At 68.4% G+C, this 18,938-nt stretch carries 15 protein-coding genes and 1 tRNA gene; 10 read left to right on the plus strand and 6 right to left on the minus strand.

All coding sequences use genetic code 11. The features are described from left to right. The first annotated feature begins 34 nt into the window (after positions 1–34). From BIU99_RS02100 to BIU99_RS02115, 4 genes are all read left to right on the plus strand, one after another. Positions 35–766, plus strand: coding sequence for an SGNH/GDSL hydrolase family protein (locus BIU99_RS02100; RefSeq protein WP_082916156.1), 732 nt, complete (start codon positions 35–37; stop codon positions 764–766). A 115-nt stretch (positions 767–881) separates the two neighbouring features. Next, entirely contained in the window at positions 882–2,348 is a 1,467-nt protein-coding gene (locus BIU99_RS02105; RefSeq protein ID WP_071259004.1) for a malate:quinone oxidoreductase, read from the plus strand. 72 nt (positions 2,349–2,420) lie between these two features. After that, positions 2,421–3,068 (plus strand): thymidine kinase, encoded by a 648-nt coding sequence (locus tag BIU99_RS02110; protein ID WP_071259006.1) that lies wholly within the window; start codon positions 2,421–2,423, stop codon positions 3,066–3,068. Continuing rightward, positions 3,065–4,375 carry a UDP-glucose/GDP-mannose dehydrogenase family protein gene (locus tag BIU99_RS02115; protein WP_064296096.1) on the plus strand — a complete coding sequence of 437 codons (1,311 nt, stop codon included), beginning with the start codon at positions 3,065–3,067 and terminating at the stop codon, positions 4,373–4,375. Before BIU99_RS02110 ends, BIU99_RS02115 begins: the two co-directional genes overlap by 4 nt. On the opposite strand, the gene BIU99_RS02120 is transcribed toward BIU99_RS02115, so the two are convergent. After that, positions 4,351–4,788, minus strand: coding sequence for a VanZ family protein (locus tag BIU99_RS02120; protein ID WP_064296097.1), 438 nt, complete (start codon positions 4,786–4,788; stop codon positions 4,351–4,353). The two genes, BIU99_RS02115 and BIU99_RS02120, sit on opposite strands and share 25 nt — an antisense overlap. A 179-nt stretch (positions 4,789–4,967) precedes the next feature. Between BIU99_RS02120 and BIU99_RS02125 the strand changes: the two genes are divergently transcribed. From BIU99_RS02125 to BIU99_RS02140, 4 genes are all read left to right on the plus strand, one after another. Next, complete coding sequence (locus BIU99_RS02125) at positions 4,968–6,767, plus strand: DUF4012 domain-containing protein (protein WP_071259008.1); 1,800 nt, start codon at positions 4,968–4,970, stop codon at positions 6,765–6,767. 123 nt (positions 6,768–6,890) lie between these two features. Further along, positions 6,891–7,436 (plus strand): hypothetical protein, encoded by a 546-nt coding sequence (locus BIU99_RS02130; RefSeq protein ID WP_064296099.1) that lies wholly within the window; start codon positions 6,891–6,893, stop codon positions 7,434–7,436. Positions 7,437–7,744: 308 nt separating this feature from the next. Continuing rightward, the gene (locus tag BIU99_RS02135) at positions 7,745–8,284 is read left to right on the plus strand and encodes a hypothetical protein (protein ID WP_071259010.1); all 540 of its coding nucleotides are present in this window, start codon (positions 7,745–7,747) and stop codon (positions 8,282–8,284) included. 123 nt (positions 8,285–8,407) lie between these two features. Further along, positions 8,408–8,481, plus strand: a tRNA-Pro gene (locus BIU99_RS02140). Between the two features lie 239 nt (positions 8,482–8,720). Here the strand turns inward: BIU99_RS02140 and BIU99_RS02145 are convergent. The 3 genes from BIU99_RS02145 to BIU99_RS02155 all read right to left on the minus strand — a co-directional run bounded on the left by BIU99_RS02145 (position 8,721) and on the right by BIU99_RS02155 (position 14,858). Continuing rightward, on the minus strand, positions 8,721–9,695 hold the full coding sequence (locus tag BIU99_RS02145; protein WP_254773548.1) for a metallophosphoesterase: 975 nt from the start codon (positions 9,693–9,695) through the stop codon (positions 8,721–8,723). A gap of 149 nt (positions 9,696–9,844) precedes the next feature. Beyond that, the gene (locus BIU99_RS02150) at positions 9,845–12,397 is read right to left on the minus strand and encodes a transglycosylase domain-containing protein (protein WP_121293944.1); all 2,553 of its coding nucleotides are present in this window, start codon (positions 12,395–12,397) and stop codon (positions 9,845–9,847) included. 121 nt (positions 12,398–12,518) lie between these two features. Then, positions 12,519–14,858 (minus strand): transglycosylase domain-containing protein, encoded by a 2,340-nt coding sequence (locus BIU99_RS02155; RefSeq protein WP_071259016.1) that lies wholly within the window; start codon positions 14,856–14,858, stop codon positions 12,519–12,521. Positions 14,859–14,966: 108 nt separating this feature from the next. On the opposite strand from BIU99_RS02155, the gene BIU99_RS19860 reads away from it, so the two are divergent. Next, on the plus strand, positions 14,967–15,122 hold the full coding sequence (locus BIU99_RS19860; protein WP_162852301.1) for a hypothetical protein: 156 nt from the start codon (positions 14,967–14,969) through the stop codon (positions 15,120–15,122). 23 nt (positions 15,123–15,145) lie between these two features. Next, positions 15,146–15,616: a RidA family protein gene (locus BIU99_RS02160; RefSeq protein WP_071259018.1), complete on the plus strand. Its 471-nt coding sequence runs from the start codon at positions 15,146–15,148 to the stop codon at positions 15,614–15,616. 83 nt (positions 15,617–15,699) lie between these two features. On the opposite strand, the gene BIU99_RS02165 is transcribed toward BIU99_RS02160, so the two are convergent. Together BIU99_RS02165 and acs are read right to left on the minus strand one after the other, a co-directional pair. After that, the gene (locus BIU99_RS02165; protein ID WP_217634962.1) at positions 15,700–16,338 is read right to left on the minus strand and encodes an endonuclease domain-containing protein; all 639 of its coding nucleotides are present in this window, start codon (positions 16,336–16,338) and stop codon (positions 15,700–15,702) included. 362 nt (positions 16,339–16,700) lie between these two features. Further along, on the minus strand, positions 16,701–18,692 hold the full coding sequence (gene acs, locus BIU99_RS02170) for an acetate--CoA ligase (RefSeq protein WP_071259023.1): 1,992 nt from the start codon (positions 18,690–18,692) through the stop codon (positions 16,701–16,703). Between the last annotated feature and the right edge of the window lie 246 nt (positions 18,693–18,938).

Here is an 18,938-nt window from a genome sequence, read left to right on the forward strand (position 1 = left end):
CCGGCCCTCCCTCCACCCGATCGGGGACGACGACATGGCCCGCCAGCGACCACGCCTGCGCCGACGGTGGCTGGCCGCGTTCATCGCGGCAGCCATCGCCGTCACCGCGGTGATCACCGTGAGTGGCCTGCGTGCCGACGTCCAGCAGACGACGGTCGCCCGCGCCGACACCTCCGGGTCCGAGGTCGCCGTCGGACCGCTCGTCGCGTTCTACGGCGACTCGTACACGAAGGGGTCGGCAGCGTCGTCGCCGGCCGCCCGTTGGTCCTCGCTCGTCGCGAAGGCCGAGGGCTGGACGGAGTACAACGCCGGCTACCCGGGCCTCGGGTTCGTCCGCAAACGCGACAAGGTCGGCGATGTCACGGCCGACGTCATCGCGCAGCACCCCGAGGTCCTCATCGTCGCGCTCGGCATCAACGACAACTTCGAGTGGACCGGCAACGAGCAGGCGATCCGGGAGGCGATCCTGCCGGAGTTCCAGCGGCTGCGCGACGGGCTGCCCGGCACCCGCATCATCGTGGTGGAGCCCTGGTGGTACACCGCCGAGCGACCGGCCTCCGTCGAACAGATCATCGGATGGGTGCACGACGCCGCCGACACCATCGGGGCCGACTACATCTCCGGGGCGTCGCACTGGCTGGACGAGGACCCGGCGACGTGGATCTCCGCCGACGGCCTCCACCCGAGCGACGCCGGGTACGCGCACCTCGCGCAGCGCATGCTCGAGGAGCTCGACGCCCTCACCCCCGCGCTCCCCGGACGCTGACCCGGCGGTCGGGCAGACGGGCCGAAGTGTCTCGACATCGAGCGATCTCACAGCATGCGATCAGCGACAGCACGCGGGTGGAGAGCTCGGGCCTCGCCGCGACTAGACTGCTCTGGTGACCGAAACCATCGACGTAGCCCTCATTGGTGGTGGCATCATGAGCGCCACGCTCGCCGCCCTCATCCACCAGGTGCAGCCTGACTGGAAGGTCGAGGTGTACGAGCGCCTGAGCGACGTCGCACTCGAGAGCTCCAACCCCTGGAACAACGCCGGGACGGGCCACGCCGCGCTGTGCGAGCTCAACTACATGCCGCAGGACGCCCACGGCCACGTCGACCCGGCGAAGGCCATCGGCATCAACGAACAGTTCCAGCTCAGCCGTCAGTTCTGGTCGCACCTCGTCGAGGAGGGCCTGCTCGGCGCACCCGACACCTTCATCAACCCGACCCCGCACATGACGTTCGTGCGCGGCGACAAGGACGTCGAATACCTGCGGAAGCGCTACGAGGCGCTGAAGGATCAGCCGCTCTTCGCGGGCATCGAGTTCTCGGAGGACCCGGCCGTCATCGCCGAGTGGGCTCCACTGCTCATCAACCGGCGTGCCGTCGGCGAACGCATCGCGGCCACCCGGATCACCGCGGGCACCGACGTCGACTTCGGTTCGCTCACGCACAAGCTCTTCGGCGCAGCGCCGAACGCCCACGTCCGCACCAACCACGAGGTCCGGTCGCTCAAGCGGCTGAAGGACGGCACCTGGCGCATCCGAGGCCGTCAGACGCTCGGACGATCACCGATGGAGATCAACGCCCGCTTCGTCTTCGTCGGCGCCGGCGGATGGGCGCTCAAGCTGCTGCAGAAGTCCGGGATCCCCGAGATCAAGGGCTACGGCGTCTTCCCCATCGGTGGGCAGTTCCTCCGCACCGACAACCCCGCGGTGGTCTCGAAGCACCAGGCCAAGGTCTACAGCCAGGCCTCGGTGGGGGCCCCGCCGATGTCGGTCCCGCACCTCGACACCCGCGTCGTCGACGGTCAGGCGAGCCTCCTCTTCGGCCCGTACGCGACGTTCAGCCCGAAGTTCCTCAAGCGCGGATCGATGCTCGACCTCGTCACCCAGGTGCGCCCGCACAACCTCCTCCCGATGCTGGCGGTCGCGAAGGACAACCCGAGTCTCATCACCTACCTCATCGGGCAGCTCCTGCAGTCCCGCAAGCAGAAGATGGACAGCCTCCGCGAGTTCCTGCCGACGGCGAAGGACGAGGACTGGTACCTCATCGAGGCCGGGCAGCGAGCCCAGGTCATGAAGAAGGACAAGGCCAAGGGCGGCGTCCTGCAGTTCGGCACCGAGGTCATCACGGGTGCGGACGGCACGATCGCGGGACTGCTGGGCGCTTCGCCCGGCGCATCGACGGCCGTGCCGATCATGCTCGACGTCCTACGCAAGTGCTTCCCCGACCGGATGACCGCGTGGGAGCCGAGGATCCGCGAGATGATCCCGACCTACGGCTCGACGCTGAACGACGTCCCCGAGACGGCGGCGAAGGTCCTCGAGAGCACCGCCGAGGCCCTCGACATCTCGCTGTAGCCCCGACACGGGTGCTCGCCCGGCCCGTCGTCGGATGCGACAGGTGCAGCCCTGGAACCCTAAGCTTGCCTGGTGGCGAAACTGTACTTCCGATACGGGGCGATGAACTCCGGCAAGAGCACCGCTTTGCTCCAGGCGGCGTTCAACTACGAGGAGCGCGGCCACCGCGTCCTCCTCGCGAAGCCCTCGCTCGACACGAAGGGCGACGCCGCCATCGTCAGTCGCCTCGGCGTGACCCGCGACGCCGACTTCCTGCTCGCTCCTGACGACGACGCCGTCCTGGTGTTCGCGGAGCACCGTCGCCGCGTCGTGCAGGAGACCGGCGAGGACGTCAGCTGCCTGCTCGTCGACGAAGCCCAGTTCCTCCACGGGGAACAGGTCGACGACCTGCTGCGCATCGCGCTGCTCGAGGGCATCCCGGTCCTCGCCTACGGCATCCGGACCGACTTCCAGACCGTCGCGTTCCCCGGGAGCCGCCGCCTCCTCGAGGTGGCCCACAGCCTCGAGGAGCTCAAGACGATCTGCCGGTGCGGTCGGAAGGCGATCTTCAACGGCCGCCGGTTCGGCGACACCTTCGTGTTCGACGGCGACCAGGTCGCCATCGACGGCACCACCGTCACCTACGAATCGCTCTGCGGCGTCTGCTACCTGCAGGAGTCCGGCGGTCGCCTGTCCAGCACGCCCACCGCACCTCCCACCAGCGAAGGATCACACGCATGAAGCTCTCCGTCATCGGCTGCGGCTACCTCGGGGCCGTGCACGCGGCCGCCATGGCGTCGATCGGGCACGAGGTCGTCGGCATCGACGTCGACCCCGCCAAGATCGAGGCGCTCTCCGCCGGACGCTCGCCGATCTTCGAGCCCGGCCTGCCGGAGCTGCTGCTGGCCGGCGTCGAGTCGGGCCGCCTGCGGTTCAGCACGGACATGGCCGACGCGGCCGGGGCCACCATGCACTTCGTCGCGGTCGGCACACCGCAGAAGGCCGGCTCCAACGCGGCTGACCTGCGGTACGTGGACGCCGCGGTGACGGCCCTCCTGCCGCATCTGTCGGCAGGAGACGTCGTCGTCGGCAAGTCGACCGTCCCCGTCGGCACCGCTGCGCGCCTGGCCGAACTCGTCGCCCCGACCGGCGCCGTGCTCGCCTGGAACCCCGAGTTCCTGCGGGAGGGCTTCGCCGTGCAGGACACGATCGCGCCCGACCGACTCGTGTACGGGCTGCCGCCGGCTCCCGAGGACGCCGCCGTCGCTCGAGCCGCCTTCGACGAGGTCTACGCGCAGGCACTCTCCACCGGCACGCCGCTCGTCGCCACCGGGTACTCGACCGCGGAGCTCGTGAAGGTCGCCGCGAACGCGTTCCTCGCCACGAAGATCTCCTTCATCAACGCGATGGCGGAGATCGCCGAGGTCACCGACGCCGACGTCACGGAGCTCGCCGACGCGATCGGCTACGACGCCCGGATCGGTCGCCGCTTCCTCAACGCCGGTGTCGGGTTCGGCGGCGGCTGCCTGCCGAAGGACATCCGCGCCTTCACCGCTCGCGCCGAAGAGCTCGGTCGTGGGGAGTCGGTGGCCTTCCTCAAGGAGGTCGACGCGATCAACCTGCGTCGTCGTCAGCGCGTCATCGACCTCGTCGTCGAGGAGCTCGGCGGGAGCGCCTACCAGAAGCGGGTCGCGGTGCTCGGGCTCGCGTTCAAGCCCGACAGCGACGACGTCCGAGACTCGCCGGCCCTCGACGTCGCCGTCGGCCTCAACGGACTGGGTGCGAAGGTGCTCGCCTTCGATCCGGAAGCGGTCCCCAACGCGCGTCGACTCCACCCGCAGCTGACGTTCGCGGACTCGGCGGAAGAGGCCGTGACGGACGCGGACATCGTTGTGGTCGTGACCGAGTGGAAGGCGTTCCGCGCCCTGGACCCCTCGGCCGTCGCCGAGCTGACTGCGGGCAAGACGATCGTGGACGGACGCAACTGCCTCGACGTGGACGCCTGGCGGGGCGCCGGGTGGCGTTACGTCGGTCTCGGTCGTCCGTGACCGGTGACGAGTAGCCGGACGACGAGCACGATCGTCGCGCCGAGCAGGCCTCCGGCCCCATTGGCGTAGACGTCGGCGATCGTCGCGACCCGCTCGGGGAGCAGGGTCTGTCCGAGTTCGATCGCGATCGAGAACAGGGTCGTCGTCAGTGGCGCGACCCACCAGAGCCGCAAGGGCAGCTCCAGGGCGAGCAGGGCGCCGAGCGGGATGAACAGCACGACGTTCGCGGCCGATTCGACGAAGCGGTAGTCGAACCAGGTCGGCGCGCCCGCAGCCTGCAAGCGATCGAGGATCGCCAGCAGCGTCGTCCGGCCGTCGGCGTCGACGGGCGTCGGCCAGAACGCGATGCCGAGCATGACGCACAGGCAGAGCAGCAGCAGGATCCCGATCACGATGCGCGGCGTGCGGGTCATCTGCGGTGCGGCTCCAGATCGGTCGACGAGGGTGCTGACAGCACCTCGCAATCGTAGGCCATGAGCGGTCGTGAGCCCGGTTGCCGCGTGTGCCGTCCACCCCTGAAAGGGGGCGTGCACCGTCCTTCGGTGGCCGTCATCCGGCGGTTAGGCTGTGCCTACCCGAACAAGGAGCACTCTTGGCTGACCCACGCCCGGCGACGGCCGGCATCCGCCTGCCCGGCCGCCGGCGTTCGCGTCTGTGGTGGATCGCACTCGCCGTCCTCCTCGTCGTCCTCGCGCTCGGAGCCTGGCTCGGCGTCCGGGCGTCCCTGGCGAAGAACGCGCTCGAAGCCGCCCAGTCGGAGGCGAAGTCGCTCCAGTCGGCCGTGCTCAAGGGTGACGCGAGCGGCACCGAGGTCACGCAGCGTGCCCTCACCAAGCACACCGGCGAGGCGGTGTCGCTGACGAGTGATCCCATCTGGCGGGCGGCCGAGGCGGTCCCGTTCCTCGGCGTGAACTTCTCCGCGGTGCGACAGGCCGCCGCTGCGACCGACGACGTCGCGGTCGACGTCGTGCCGAAGGTCGTCGAGATCGCCGATCAGGTGAACCTGTCGTCCCTGCTCCCCGGGGACGGGTCGATCGCGACGGAGCCGCTCCGCGCCGTCGCGCCGACCGTGGCCGAGGCGGCTGCAGCGGCTGACGCCATCGCCGGGCGCGTGGACACGATCGGCACGGACGGTGCGCTGCCGGTGGTCGCGGACGCCGTCGAGAAGCTCACCCGCACGATCACCGGTGCATCCACGATGCTCGACACCGCGGCGCGGGCCACGGCGCTCCTGCCGGACATGGCGGGAGGGGCCGGGCCTCGGAACATCATGGTGATGATCCAGAACAACGCGGAGCTGCGCTCGAGTGGCGGCATCGCCGGGGCGGTGGCCCTCATCCACGCGGAGAACGGCGTCATCTCCTTCGTCGGCACCCGGGGGAGCGACGACTTCTCCGGATTCCCCGCCCCGGTACTCCCGCTCACCCCGTTCGAGCAGAACGTCTACACCGACAACCTCGGCCGGTACATCCAGGACACCAACCTCACGGTCGACTTCAGTCGCACCGGCGAGCTCGCCGCAGCCATGGGGACCCAGGTGTTCGGCGTTCCCATCGACACCGTGGTCGCCGTCGACCCCTACGTCCTCGCACACCTGCTGGAGGCGACCGGCCCCGTCGCCCTCCCGGACGGCACCGAGCTCACCGCCGACAACGCGGCGAAGACGCTGCTGAGCGACGTCTACGCCCGGTTCCCCGACCGGCTCGTGCAGGACGCGTTCTTCGCCGCGGTCTCGGGTGCGGTGTTCGAGGGCATGATCTCCCGCTCGCCCGACCCCGGCGCGCTCGTCCAGGCCCTGTCCGCGTCCGGTGCGGAGAACCGTCTCCACGTGTGGAGTGCGGTCCCCACCGAACAGGCGTTGATCGCCGAGACGAGCCTCGCCGGGATCCCACCGGCGACCGACGACGCAGCCGTGTACACCGGGATCTACCTCGAAGACCTGACCCGCGCGAAGATGGACTACTACCTGGAGTCGAAGGTCGACATCAGCGACGCCCGGTGCACGAAACAGGGCGCCGAATACGTCGTCGCCGTCACCCTGACGTCCACCGCACCGGCGGACGCCGCGACCTCCCTGCCGGACTACGTGACCGCGGGCGGGCGGTTCGGCACCCCCGCAGGAGACATCGCGACGCGCGTCGTGATCCACGGCCCGCTGGGTGCGAGCCTGCTCGGTGCGAGCGACGGCGAGGACCTGCCGGTGAAGGCCGTGACCGACCCGAACGGTCGTCTCTACGCCCAGACCGACGTGACCCTCACTCCGGGGGCGACAACGGAACTCGTCTTCACGGTGCTCGCTCCGAAGGCCTCCGATGTACCCCCAAACCTGGTCACAACCCCCGGAATCACGGGCAAAACGACCATTTCAGCCTTCCCTCGGTGCGGCTCCTGACATAGCATGACAACACCTCAGGAAGCCACGCACCCGAATTCGTGACCCTGGGGAACCTCGCGCGGACGCCCACCCGAAATCGGCGGACGCAGGGGGTATTCGACGTTCCTTGGGGATATCAACATGAAGCGCACCCTTGCCCTAGCATCGCTCTGCCTCCTGGCAGTCTTCGCGGCCCCGACCGCCGCGAGCGCAGCGACTGACTCGTCCACCTACGGCCCTGCCGGCTGTGCGACCCTCACACCGGTGTCGGTGACCCAGGGGGAGTCGACCGTCTTCCGCTGCGACGGCACCTTCGACCCCGGCACTCCGGTGACGGTCACCGTCGCCGGGCCCGGCTGCAGCATTCCCGCTGCGAAGCCGAACACCGCCGGAGCGACCGAGCAGGCCGCCGAGCAGAGCGCCGTACCCACGTCCGGCACGTTCAGCGCCGACGCCGCCCGCGCGTTCGCGGTGACGATCGAGACCAGCAAGACCGCCTCCGGCACCTGCATGGTCACGGCGACCCAGGGCGCCACCACGGAGAGTGCCTCGTTCCAGGTCTCGGAGCGCGAGTTCGCCTCGACCGGCTTCGACGGTGGAGCCCTGCCGTGGATCGGCGGAGGCCTCCTCGTCGTCGGTGCCGGCGTCGTCGGAGCGATGGCGATCCGTCGCCGCAAGACGGCCTGATCCGTCGGTCGGGATGCGTGGTCCGGGCGGTCGTCCGCTCGGACCACGGCCTGACGGGAGGGCACCTCACCCTCCTGGGCTTCGGCCTGGCACGGTCCTCACCCGGCGTGGCGTCAGGCGGACAGGGCGTACCCCCAAAGGTGGTCACATCCGCGGAATTCCGCGGTTTTTCAGCCCAGGCGAGCGAGCGGCTGCCCTAGCATGATGACGGCCATGGAGGCCACGAGTGAACAGCGCTCGGCTCCAGGCCGTGTCCGCATGTCGCATCACGCAGCGCATGCGCCATCCGCACACCTAGGGGCCCGCACATGAAACGAACTCTCTCCGCCGCCGCACTCGTCCTCCTCGCCGTCGTCGCGCTGCCCACCGCAGCCAACGCGGTCGAGGGCGACAGCTACGGTCCAGGCAGCTGTAACTCGATCACGCCGGCGAGCGTCGCGCGCGGCGCGGCGGTCTCGTACTCGTGCTCGGACTTCTGGGCCGCGAACCAGACCGTGTCGATCACCATCGACTCCTCGGTGGCCGGCGTCTCCGCTCGCACGCTGTCGACCGTCGCTGACGCCGCCGGAGACATCCAGGTCTCCATCGACACGGCTGCGGACCCCGCGGGCACCTACACGCTGACCGCGACCCAGGGCACCGTGACCGATTCATCGGACTTCACCGTGCTGGACCCCGCGGACGCCGCTGCTGCCGCCGCGTCGGCCTCCGACCCGTCTGCCGGGGGCAACGCCCTCGCCGACACCGGGTTCGCCGGAACCGCCCTCCCATGGGTGGCCGGTGGGCTCCTCGCCGTCGGTGCTGCCGCGCTCGGCACCGTGGTCGTGCGTCGCCGTCAGCAGGCGTGAGAGCACGGATCGGCCGGGCGGCGATGGCGGCGTCCGGCTGATCCGGTCCGGGATGCACCGATTCCAGGAAGTGGCGAACAGCCGCTGAAAAATCGGCTATCCTAGACAAGGCCTTCGGGCCATCGGGGTGTGGCGCAGTTTGGTAGCGCGCTTCGTTCGGGACGAAGAGGTCGTGGGTTCAAATCCCGCTACCCCGACAGCAAAGCCCGGTCAGACAAGAAATCGTCTGGCCGGGCTTCTCTGTTTTCGTGGGCTGGCGGTCCGCTGGGCTGGCGGGTTGCACATCCCGCTACCCCGACAGCAAAGCCCGGCAGATACGCAAGTATCCGCCGGGCTTCTCTGTTTCTCGGGCTGGCGGGTTGCACATCCCGCTACCCCGACAGCACAGCCCGGAAGGTCCCGGTCCCTGAGCCTGTCGAAGGGCAGTCCGGCCCGGTCAGACCACCGTGCGACGGGGGAGGAGCGTCACGAGCGACGCTTCCGGCCGGCAGGCGAAGCGCACGGGCGCATAGATGGACGTGCCGACACCCGCCGACACGTTCAGGTACGCCGAGCGGAGGGCGTGGCGCCAGACGCTGAGCCCCTTCACCTGCTTGCGAGGGATGTCGCAGTTCGTCACGAGTGCCCCGTAGCCCGGCACACAGACCTGACCACCGTGGGTGTGACCGGCGAAGATGAACTGCGCACCCTGCGTCACGAACGCGTCGAGCACCCGCCGATACGGAGCGTGCATCACGCCCACCGTCACCGTGTGCGCCAACGACGGGTCGTCGGTCTCCAACGTCTCGGCGTCCAGCCGTTCGTCGATGAGGGCCGTCAACGTGTCCAGACGGTCGAAGTGCTTGTGCGGGTCGTCGACGCCGAACAGGTCGAGGCGGGTCCCGCGGACCGAGATCTCACCGACCGCGTTGTTGAGGTCGATCCAACCGAGTTCGTCCATGAAGAACCGCTCGAGCGCACCCGTGTCGAGCGTCGTCGGGGAGACGTGCTTCGAGGAGGTCTGCGTGAAGTACTTGAACGGGTTCTTCGCGGTCGGGCCGTAGTAGTCGTTCGAGCCGTGCACGAACGCCCCGGGAACCCCCGCGAACACCGAGAGCGCAGCCCGGATCCCGTCGATGCCCTGCTCATGCCCCAGGTTGTCGCCCGTGTTGATCACGACGTCCGGTCGGAGATCGGCCAGTGACCGCAGCCAGGCCTGCTTCCGACGCTGCCAGGGCGCCATGTGGAGGTCGGAGAGGTGCAGGACGGTGATCGGCTCGGCGTCGGGCGGGAGGACCGGAGCGGTCACCCTGCGCAGCGTGAAGGCGTTGCGCTCGATCACCGACGCGTACCCGAAGGTGAGGGCCCCGAGGCCTGCCACGACGGCCGCTGCCGTTCCGAGTCTGCCGCCGGTGCTCATGGGTGCCGCCATCGATCGTCTCCTCCTTCGGTCGCCGAGTGGTTCCGACCGTCCCACGAGCGTACCCGCTGGCCCCTCCGAAGACGCCCGGAGCGCATCCGCGGGTACGACGAAGGGCCCGGTCGACATCCGACCGGGCCCTTCGTCATCGCGTCAGAGCGTCAACACTTGTCCTTCGTGATCGACACCGTGATCTTCGCGTCCTTCTTCGCCTGGGATCCGGCTGGCGGATCCACCCCGGTCACCTTCGTGCCCGTGGCCGCAGGGTCCGCGACGCACTTCTGACCCACGTTCGAGAACCCGGCACCCTGGATGGCCGCCTTCGCATCGTCGAAGCTGGCGGCAGCACTCACATCGGGGACGACGCCGACCAGGCCGTTGCTCGTGTAGACGGTGATGATCGAGCCCTTCGGGACCGTGCCGGCAGGGTTGGTGCTGGCAGCCTGACCCACGGGGAGGGCGGAGTCGGCGGCGCCGCCGTTCGCGAAGCCGAAGCCGGCATCCTCGAGGATCTTCTGTGCCTCCTCGATGGACTTCCCGGCGACGTCCGGCACCTGGACGGACTGGCCGTTGATGAGGGATGGATCCGGGTCGCCGAACGCTGTGCCGCCGTACTTGCCGTTGGCGACCTCCATGATGCGCGGCCAGATCGAGTGACGGAGGACCGCGACCTGCCCGGCATCGAAGTAGGTGCGTCGGAGGTTGACGTGGCCGGTGGCATTGAAGACCCCGACGACGGTAGCCGCGGAGGTGCTCGCACCGCTCATCCAGGTGGCCTCGTTGTTGTCGGTCGTTCCGGTCTTGCCGATGAGCGGGATGCCGTCACCGATGCGCGACGCGCTCGTCGTACCACCGTTGAAGGTCGCCTGGAGAGCCACGTTCGCGGTCGCCGCGACGTTGGGCTCGAGGCCCTGGCGGCAGTTCGCCGCCGGAACGGGGATCTCCGTGCCGTCGGGCTTCACCACGCGGTCGATCGCGATCGGGTCGCAGGTCACGCCGCCGGATGCGAAGGTCGCGAAGGCCGTCGCCATGCTGAGCGGAGCCACCTCGTTCGTGCCGAGCACGGTGGCGGGGGACTGCAGGAGCGGCCCACCGTCGGCGCGGTGCACGCCCATCGACTCGGCCGTCTTGCGGATGCCGCAGAGGTCGAGCTGCTTGGACATGGCGATGAAGCCGGTGTTGATGGAGGCCTTCGTGGACTGCAGCGCCGTGTAGTAGCCGCCGTTGCCGCCCTCGTCGTTACCGGGGTTCCAATCGGAGCCGGCGTAGACCGTGCCGCCGTCGGCGCAGGAGTCCTTGAACGTACCCCACGGCGATCGCTTGCGTCCGTCGACGCCCTCGTTCAGGCCGTGGCCCTCCTTGAGCCACTCGGCCAGGGTGAAGGTCTTGTACGTGGAGCCGGGCTGGAAACCGCTCGATCCGCCGTAGTCGTAGTCGGTGTTGTAGTTGACGCCGCTGAAGTTCGCTCCGGTCGCAGCGATCTCCGGGTCGTTCGTGTAGTCCTTGTTCTGCGCCATCGCGAGGATCCGGCCGGTCTTCGGCTGGACCGTGACGGCGACCGCGCCGATGTCGAGCTGGTCGCTCGCGTGCGGGATGTACGCGTCGAGCGCGCTCTGTGCTGCCCACTGGAGGTCGAGGTCGAGCGTGGTGAACACGCTGTAGCCGCCGCGGTTGAACGCCGCCCACCGCTCGTCCTCGGTCTCACCGAAGATCGGGTTGTTCTGGAACACGCGGGTGACGTAGTCGCAGAAGAACCCGGAGCCGGGGCTGATGTTCACGGCGGTCTGGCAACCCGTGCTGGCCGGCGTGATCGTGGGCGTGATCACGGTGGCGATGGCCACGTCGAACTGCTCCTGCGTGATCTTGCCCTCCTTGATCATCTGCTTGAGGACGTAATCGCGGCGGTCCTTCGTCAGCGCGTAGCCGTTGGCCGCGCCGTTGGTCTCACTCTCCGGGCGGTCGAGACGCAGCGTCTCGGGGTTGTTCACGATCGCCATCAGCGTCGCGGCCTGCTCGAGGTTGAGGTTCGCCGCGGTCGTGTTGAAGTAATAGTTCGCTGCGGCTTCGATGCCGTAGGTGCGACCACCGAACCCGGCGATGTTCAGGTAGCCCCGGAGGATGTCCTGCTTGCCATAGCGCTTCTCGAGGCCGATGGCCATGCGCATCTCCTTGAGCTTGCGCTCCGGAGTGGTCTTGGTGGCCTCGTCGTACGCGGCCTCCATCTTCTCCTTGTCGGTGATCGCCTCGGCCTTCTGCACGAGCACGTTCTTCACGTACTGCTGCGTGATCGACGAACCACCCTGGAGGTCGTTGCCGGACAGGCTGATCGCGGCCGCACGGATCGTACCCGTGAGGTCGACACCGCCGTGCTCGTAGAAGCGCGGGTCCTCGGCCGAGACCGCCGCGTCCTTCACGAACTGGTTGATCTGGTCCCAACCGACCTCGATGCGGTTCTGCGTGTAGAACGACGCGAGCAGCTGCGGCGTACCGGCGCTGTCAGTCGCGTAGATGTTGGACTTCTGCGCCAGCTCGTCGAGGGCCAGGTAGTCGGGCAGACCGTCGAACACGTTGATCGTGCTGTTGGTCGCGATCCCCGTGACGGCGAGCGCCGGGGTGACCGTGGCGGTGACGAGGACGCCCGCGGCGACACTCAGGCCGAGGAAGCCGAGGAAGCCGCCGAGCACACCGGTGGCCGTGCGATGTTGTTGAGGCATGGATCGATGCTAAGCGACAATCCTGAAAAAGGCCCGCTCAGGGCTGCGTTGAAACCCGATCGTTGCCGCCGGGCGACGCGACGCGGCTGTCGGTCGGCGTGCGACCGGCAGCCGCATCCGATCATCCGGGCGAGCCGTTCCCGTTCCCGTTCCCGGCTCCGCCGCCGTTCCCAGGGGCTGCGGGCCCGCCGTCCTCGCCGGTCCCATCGGTGTCCGCGCCGTCGCCCGGTGCCGGTGTCGGCGCCTCGCTCGGGGCCTGCGTCGGGTCGGCGGTGGGTGTCGGAGCGGGCGTCGAGTCCTCCTCGCTACTGCCGGAACCGTCGCCCTGCAGCGTCGCGCGGTCCGCCTCGGGGAAGTCGCCACCCGGATACTTGGCGAGCGCGGCGGACATGACCGCCGGCCAGATGTAGTGCCGCATGGACGCGACCTGGGTTCCGCCGATGTAGGTGTCGCGGAGGTTGACGTGTCCGCTGACGTTGAAGGTGCCGACGACCGTCGCGACCGTCGTGCTCGCGCCGCTCATCCAGGTCGCCTCGGCGTTGTCGGTGGTGCCGGTCTTGCCGATCAGCTCACCGACGCCGTCGGTGCGGGCGCCCGAAGCGGACGCGGTGCCGTTGGAGACGACGCCTTGGAGGACGTCGTCGGCCGCCGCCGCCACTTTCGCATCGACGGATTGACGGCAATTCGCCGAGGGGACCTCGGCGGTGGAACCGTCGGGCTTCGTGATCGAGTCGATCGCGATCGGGTCGCACGTCTTGCCGCCGGCGGCGAGCGTCGCGAAGGCGGTCGCCATGCTCAGCGGAGCGACCTCGTTCGTGCCGAGCACGGTCGCGGGGGAGTTGTTCAACGGTGCGCCGTCGGCACGGTGCACGCCCATCGACTCGGCGGTCTTGCTGATGTCGCAGAGGTCGAGCTCCTGCGCCATCGCGATGAACGCGGTGTTGATCGACTGCTGCGTCGCGCGCCTGACGGTGTAGGACCCGGATTCGCCCTCGTCGTTCCGCGGACTCCACCCGGCCTCGGCCTGCTCCGTCCCACCCGGGACGCAACTGTTGGTGAAGGTGCCCCAGTCGGATCGACGGTTCGCGTTGATCGACTCGTTGACGCCCTTGCCCGACTTCAGCCAGTCCGTCAGGGTGAAGATCTTGTACGTCGACCCGGGCTGGAAGCCCGCCGATCCGCCGTAGGCCTGATCGGTGTTGTAGTTGATGGCGCTGTAGTTGGAACCCGTCGCGAGCACGTCGGGATCCTGCGAGTAGTCCTTGTTCTGGGCCATGGCGAGGATCCGGCCACTGCCCGGCTGGACACTCACCGAGACGGCACCGAGGTCGAGCTCGGTGGTCGTCTTCGGCACGTACTCGTCGATCGCGGCCTGCGACGCGGCCTGGAGGTCGAGGTCGAGCGTCGTGAACACGCTGTACCCGCCGCGCTTGAAGTTCGTCCACCGTTCGTCCTGTGTGGCGCCGAAGATCTCGTTGTTCTGCAGCACGTTCGTCACGTAGTCACAGAAGTAGGCGGATGACCCGGCTGCGGAACAACCGGTGATGGGAGGCACGATCGTCGGGGTGATCGGGATCGCCACGGCGGTGTCGTGCTGCTCCTTGGAGATCTTCTGCTCCTTGAGCATCTGGTCGAGGACGTAGTCCCGACGCGTCTTCGTCAGGGCGTAGCCGTTGGCCGCGCCGTTGTCGGCGCTGTCGGGCTTGTCGATCCTGAGGTTCTCGGGATTGTTGACGATCGCCAGCAGTGTCGCCGCCTGCTCCAGCGTGAGGTTGGCCGCCGTGGTGTTGAAGTAGTAGTTGGACGCCGCCTCGATCCCGTAGACGCGTCCGCCGAAACCGGAGATGTTGAGGTACCCGCGGAGGATGTCCTCCTTGCCGTACGTCTTCTCGAGACCGATCGCGAGTCGCATCTCCTTGAGCTTGCGCTCCGGGGTCGTCGCGGTCGCCTCCTCGTAGGCCGCGTCGCTCTCCTTCTTGTCGGGGATCGCCTCGGCCTTCTGCACCAGGACGTTCTTCACGTACTGCTGCGTGATGGAGGAGCCACCTTGCGTCGACCCGCCGGCGGCGTTGTTGACGACCGCCCGGACGGTGCCCGCGAGGTCGATGCCACCGTGTTCGAAGAAGCGGGGGTCCTCGGCCGAGACCGCGGCGTCCTTCGCGAACTGGGAGATCTGGTCCCAGCTGTCCTCGATCCGGTTCTGGTCGTAGAAGGAGGCGAGGAGCACCGGGTTGCCGGCGGAGTCCTTGGCGTAGATGCTCGACTTCTGGGCGAGCGAGTCGAGCTGGAGGTAGTCGGGGAGACCGTCGAAGACGGAGATGCCCGTGGAGGTGGCGAGACCGGTCATCGCGATGGCAGGGGTGACCGCGGCGGTGGCGAGCACACCGGCGGCGACGCTCAAGCCGACGAAGCCGAGGACGCTCTGCGCGACCGTCTTCGCGGGGGTACGTGGTTCAGGCATAGGATCGAAGGTAAGCGGGGAAACTGTGAGCGAGCTTCACTTGGGGCCCGCCATGAGCATCCCCTGCGCCTCCGCCTCTCCGTGCGGAGCGCCCGATCGAGGAGAGACATGACCCGCTGGGAGTACCTCACCACGCCGTTGATGATCCACAACACGGCAGCCATCCTGAACAACTGGGGCGGGGAGGGTTGGGAGCTCGTCCAGGTCGTCACCGGTCCGGAAGGTGGGCTCGTCGCCTACCTGAAGCGCCCCATCGCCGACTGACCCGACGCCCCGGAGGAACCCCCATGTCCCAGATCGCCGCCCGACTCGCCGAGCTCGGTATCACCCTGCCCACCGTCGTCCCGCCCGTCGCGGCCTACATCCCCGCGGTGGTCTCCGGTGAGCACGTCTTCACCTCGGGCCAGCTGCCCATGACCGACGGCAAGCTCCCCGCCACCGGCAAGGTCGGCGAGGGCGACGGACTCGTCTCGCCCGCCGACGCCAAGACCTACGCCCGGACGTGCGCCCTCAACGCGCTCGCCGCGGTGGAGAGCCAGATCGGTTCGCTCGACCGCGTCACCCGCATCGTGAAGGTCGTCGGCTTCGTCGCCTCCGACCCGGCGTTCACCGGCCAGCCCGGCGTCATCAACGGTGCGTCAGAGGTCCTCGGCGAGATCTTCGGCGACCTCGGCGTGCACGCCCGCTCCGCCGTCGGCGTCGCCGTGCTCCCGCTCGACTCGCCCGTCGAGGTGGAGCTCATCGTCGAGTTCGCGTAGCGCGCGACGTCACAACAGGAGATCCGCTCCGGAGCAGGAGAACGTAGCTACGTTCCTCCTGCTGCGGAGCGGATCTCCTGCGTTCACCACTGATGCCTGCCTTGCGCGATCGCGTCTGAGACCTCGCGCTCGACGAGTGTCCAATCATGCATGACCTGCTGGTAACTGAACCGCAGGACGGTGTGACCGGACAGCGCGAGGCGGCGATCCTGCGCGAGGTCGCGGCTCCGCTGTGATGCATCCTGGTGCGGGGCGTGTCCATCGAATTGCAGGATAAGGCGCTCGCCGACGAGACCGTCGACACGGTGACCGTCGACCACGACCTGCTGACGCATGTGAATCCCGATCCGCGCGAGACGGATGCGAGGTATCGACTCGATGCCGGAGTCGGAGAGGTGGCTGGTGCGGTCGATCACCCTCCGGAACCGGCGGGAACGGGTGGGCATGAGTCTGAGCCGGTCGAGGTCGGCATCGCCGATGCGGACAGCCGATTCGAAGACCACGAGTGCGCGTTCGAACGGTTGGCACTCGGCGATGTGGAAGAGTGCATTGACCGGTGGCTGCACCAGCGTGCGGGCGGACACTGGTGCCGGGGTCGCGCTCCAATGGAGCCGTAGCCCTGATTCGATCGTCGCGGCAGACGTCGACGGGACGGAGAGGTGGACGAGTCCGTCGGAGAGGTTCCACCAACCGCGACGACCGGCGATCGTCAGACACGTCAATCGTCCTCCGCGCGTCGCCGCGAAGAGCAGTTGGGGATCACACGCCTCGGTCACCAGCCAGTTGCGTCTGACGACTCGGACCGAGCCTGATCGCTTCGCGCATTCGATGCCGTGCCTGGTCGCTCCGGCATCAAGCGCGTCGAGACGATGCACGATCCCGTCGTGCCGGTCTATCCACGGGATGAGGTCCATCACCTCAGCTTCGCGGGCTGGGCAGGGCCACGGCCGCCGCCCCGGGGATACGGGGATGAGCTGCCCGAGAGCCTGCCCTGTGGAGCACAGGAGATCCGCTCCGGAGCAGGAGAACGTAGCCACGTTCCTCCTGCTGCGGAGCGGATCTCCTGCTTCGGGGCTGCGCGGACCTAGGTGTTCTTCACCATCTTGTCGGTGATGATCTGCATGACCGTGGTGTCGGCGAGCGTCGTCGTGTCGCCCACCTCGCGGCCCTCGGCCACGTCGCGCAGGAGACGGCGCATGATCTTGCCCGAGCGCGTCTTCGGCAATTCGTTGACGAGGTAGACCTCGCGGGGGCGTGCGATCGGACCGATCTGTTCGCCGACCCAGCTGCGGAGCGCGCCGGTGATGTCCGCGAGTCCGGACGCCTGCTCGAGGTGGGACTCCTTGATGATGACGAAGGCGACGACCGCCTGCCCGGTGGTCTCGTCGGCCGCACCGACCACGGCCGACTCGGCCACCATCTCGTTTGCGACGAGCGCCGACTCGATCTCAGCGGTCGAGAGTCGGTGCCCGGAGACGTTCATGACGTCGTCGACACGGCCGAGCAGCCAGACGTCGCGGTCCGAGTCGAGCCGGGCGCCGTCGCCGGCGAAGTAGAAGGGGCCGCCCTCGACGTCCCAGAACTTCTCCCAGTAGGTCTCCTTGAACCGCTCGGGGTCGCCCCAGATGCCGCGGAGCATCGACGGCCAGGGCTCGGTCACGACGAGCAGTCCGCCGCCGCCGGCACCGACCGCGTCACCGGCGTCGTCGACGACGTCGATGGCGATGCCCGGGATCGGGACCTGCGCGCTACCGGGCTTCGTCGACGTGACACCGGGAAGGGCCGACACCATGATCGCCCCGGTCTCCGTCTGCCACCAGGTGTCGACGATCGGCGCGACCTTGTTGCCGATGATCTTGCGGTACCACATCCATGCCTCGGGGTTGATGGGCTCGCCCACCGAGCCGAGCAGGCGGAGTGACGACAGGTCGAACTGCTTCGGGATCTTCCGGCCGAGCTTCATGAAGGAGCGGATCGCCGTCGGAGCCGTGTAGAAGATGCTCACGCCGTACTTCTCGATGATCTCCCACCAGCGTCCCGGGTGCGGGGCGTCCGGTGTGCCCTCGTAGAGCACCTGCGTCGCGCCGTTCGCGAGGGGTCCGTAGGTGACGTAGCTGTGGCCCGTGATCCAACCGATGTCGGCCGTGCACCAGTACACATCGGTCTCGGGGTGCAGGTCGAAGACGTTCTTGTGGGTGAACGCCGTCTGCGTCAGGTAGCCACCCGAGGTGTGCAGGATGCCCTTCGGCTTCCCGGTGGTGCCGGAGGTGTACAGGATGAAGAGCGGCTGCTCGGCGGGGAACGGCTGCGCGTCGTGCTCGGGTTCGGCGTCGGCGATGGCCTCGTGCCACCAGAGGTCGCGTCCGGCCGTCCAGTCGACCTCGTTCTCGCCGCGACGGACGACGAGCACGTGATCCACGGTCGCCTGCTCGGGCAGCTCGCCGCGGCTCGCGAGCGCCGCGTCGACGGCGGGCTTGAGCGCGGAGACCTTGCCCTTGCGGTAGCCGCCGTCGGCGGTGATGACGAGCTTGGCCTCCGCGTCGTCGATGCGGGAGCGCAGGCTGTCCGCGCTGAACCCGCCGAAGACGACCGAGTGGACCGCGCCGATGCGCGCGACGGCGAGCATCGAGACGATCGCCTCCGGGATCATCGGCAGGTAGATGGCGACCCGGTCGCCGGCTTCGACGCCGAGGCTGGTGAACAGGTTGGCCGCGCGCTTGACCTCTGCCGTGAGTTCGGCGTAGGTGATGGTGCGGGTGTCGCCGGGCTCGCCCTCCCAGTGGAGGGCGACGCGGTCGCCGTTGCCGGCCTCGACGTGCCGGTCGAGGCAGTTGTAGGCGACGTTCAGCTCGCCGTCGTCGAACCAGGTCGCGAAGGGAGGGTTCGACCAGTCGAGGGTCTCCGTGAACGGCTTGCTCCATGTGAGCAGCTCGCGGGACTGCTCGGCCCAGAAGGCGAGCCGGTCACTCGACGCCCGCTCGTAGAGCTCGGCGCTGGCGATCGCCTGCGCGGCGAACTCCTCCGACGGTGGGAATCGTCGGTCTTCGTGCAGCAGGCTGTCGATCTGAGTGCTCATCGTGTGTGTCTCGCTCCCTTGCGAATCCGCGTTCCTGACCCGACCTGCCCAGGCGGGTCGAGTCCGTGCCATGCACGAGCGTAGCGCGTTCTCGGTTGCGGATTTGTCACTCATCCGAACAAATCCACCGGCCCAGTCTGTGAATGATCTGGGCATGGTAGGGAAACCACTCGATCTGGGGTCGTCTGAATGCTTGTATTCCCCGTCCGCTGGCGTACACTTGGACCCGGCCGAATATACATTCGT

The sequence above is a fragment of the Plantibacter sp. MMLR14_011 genome, assembly GCF_001865025.1.
GTDB classification, from domain to species: Bacteria; Actinomycetota; Actinomycetes; order Actinomycetales; family Microbacteriaceae; genus Plantibacter; species Plantibacter flavus_A.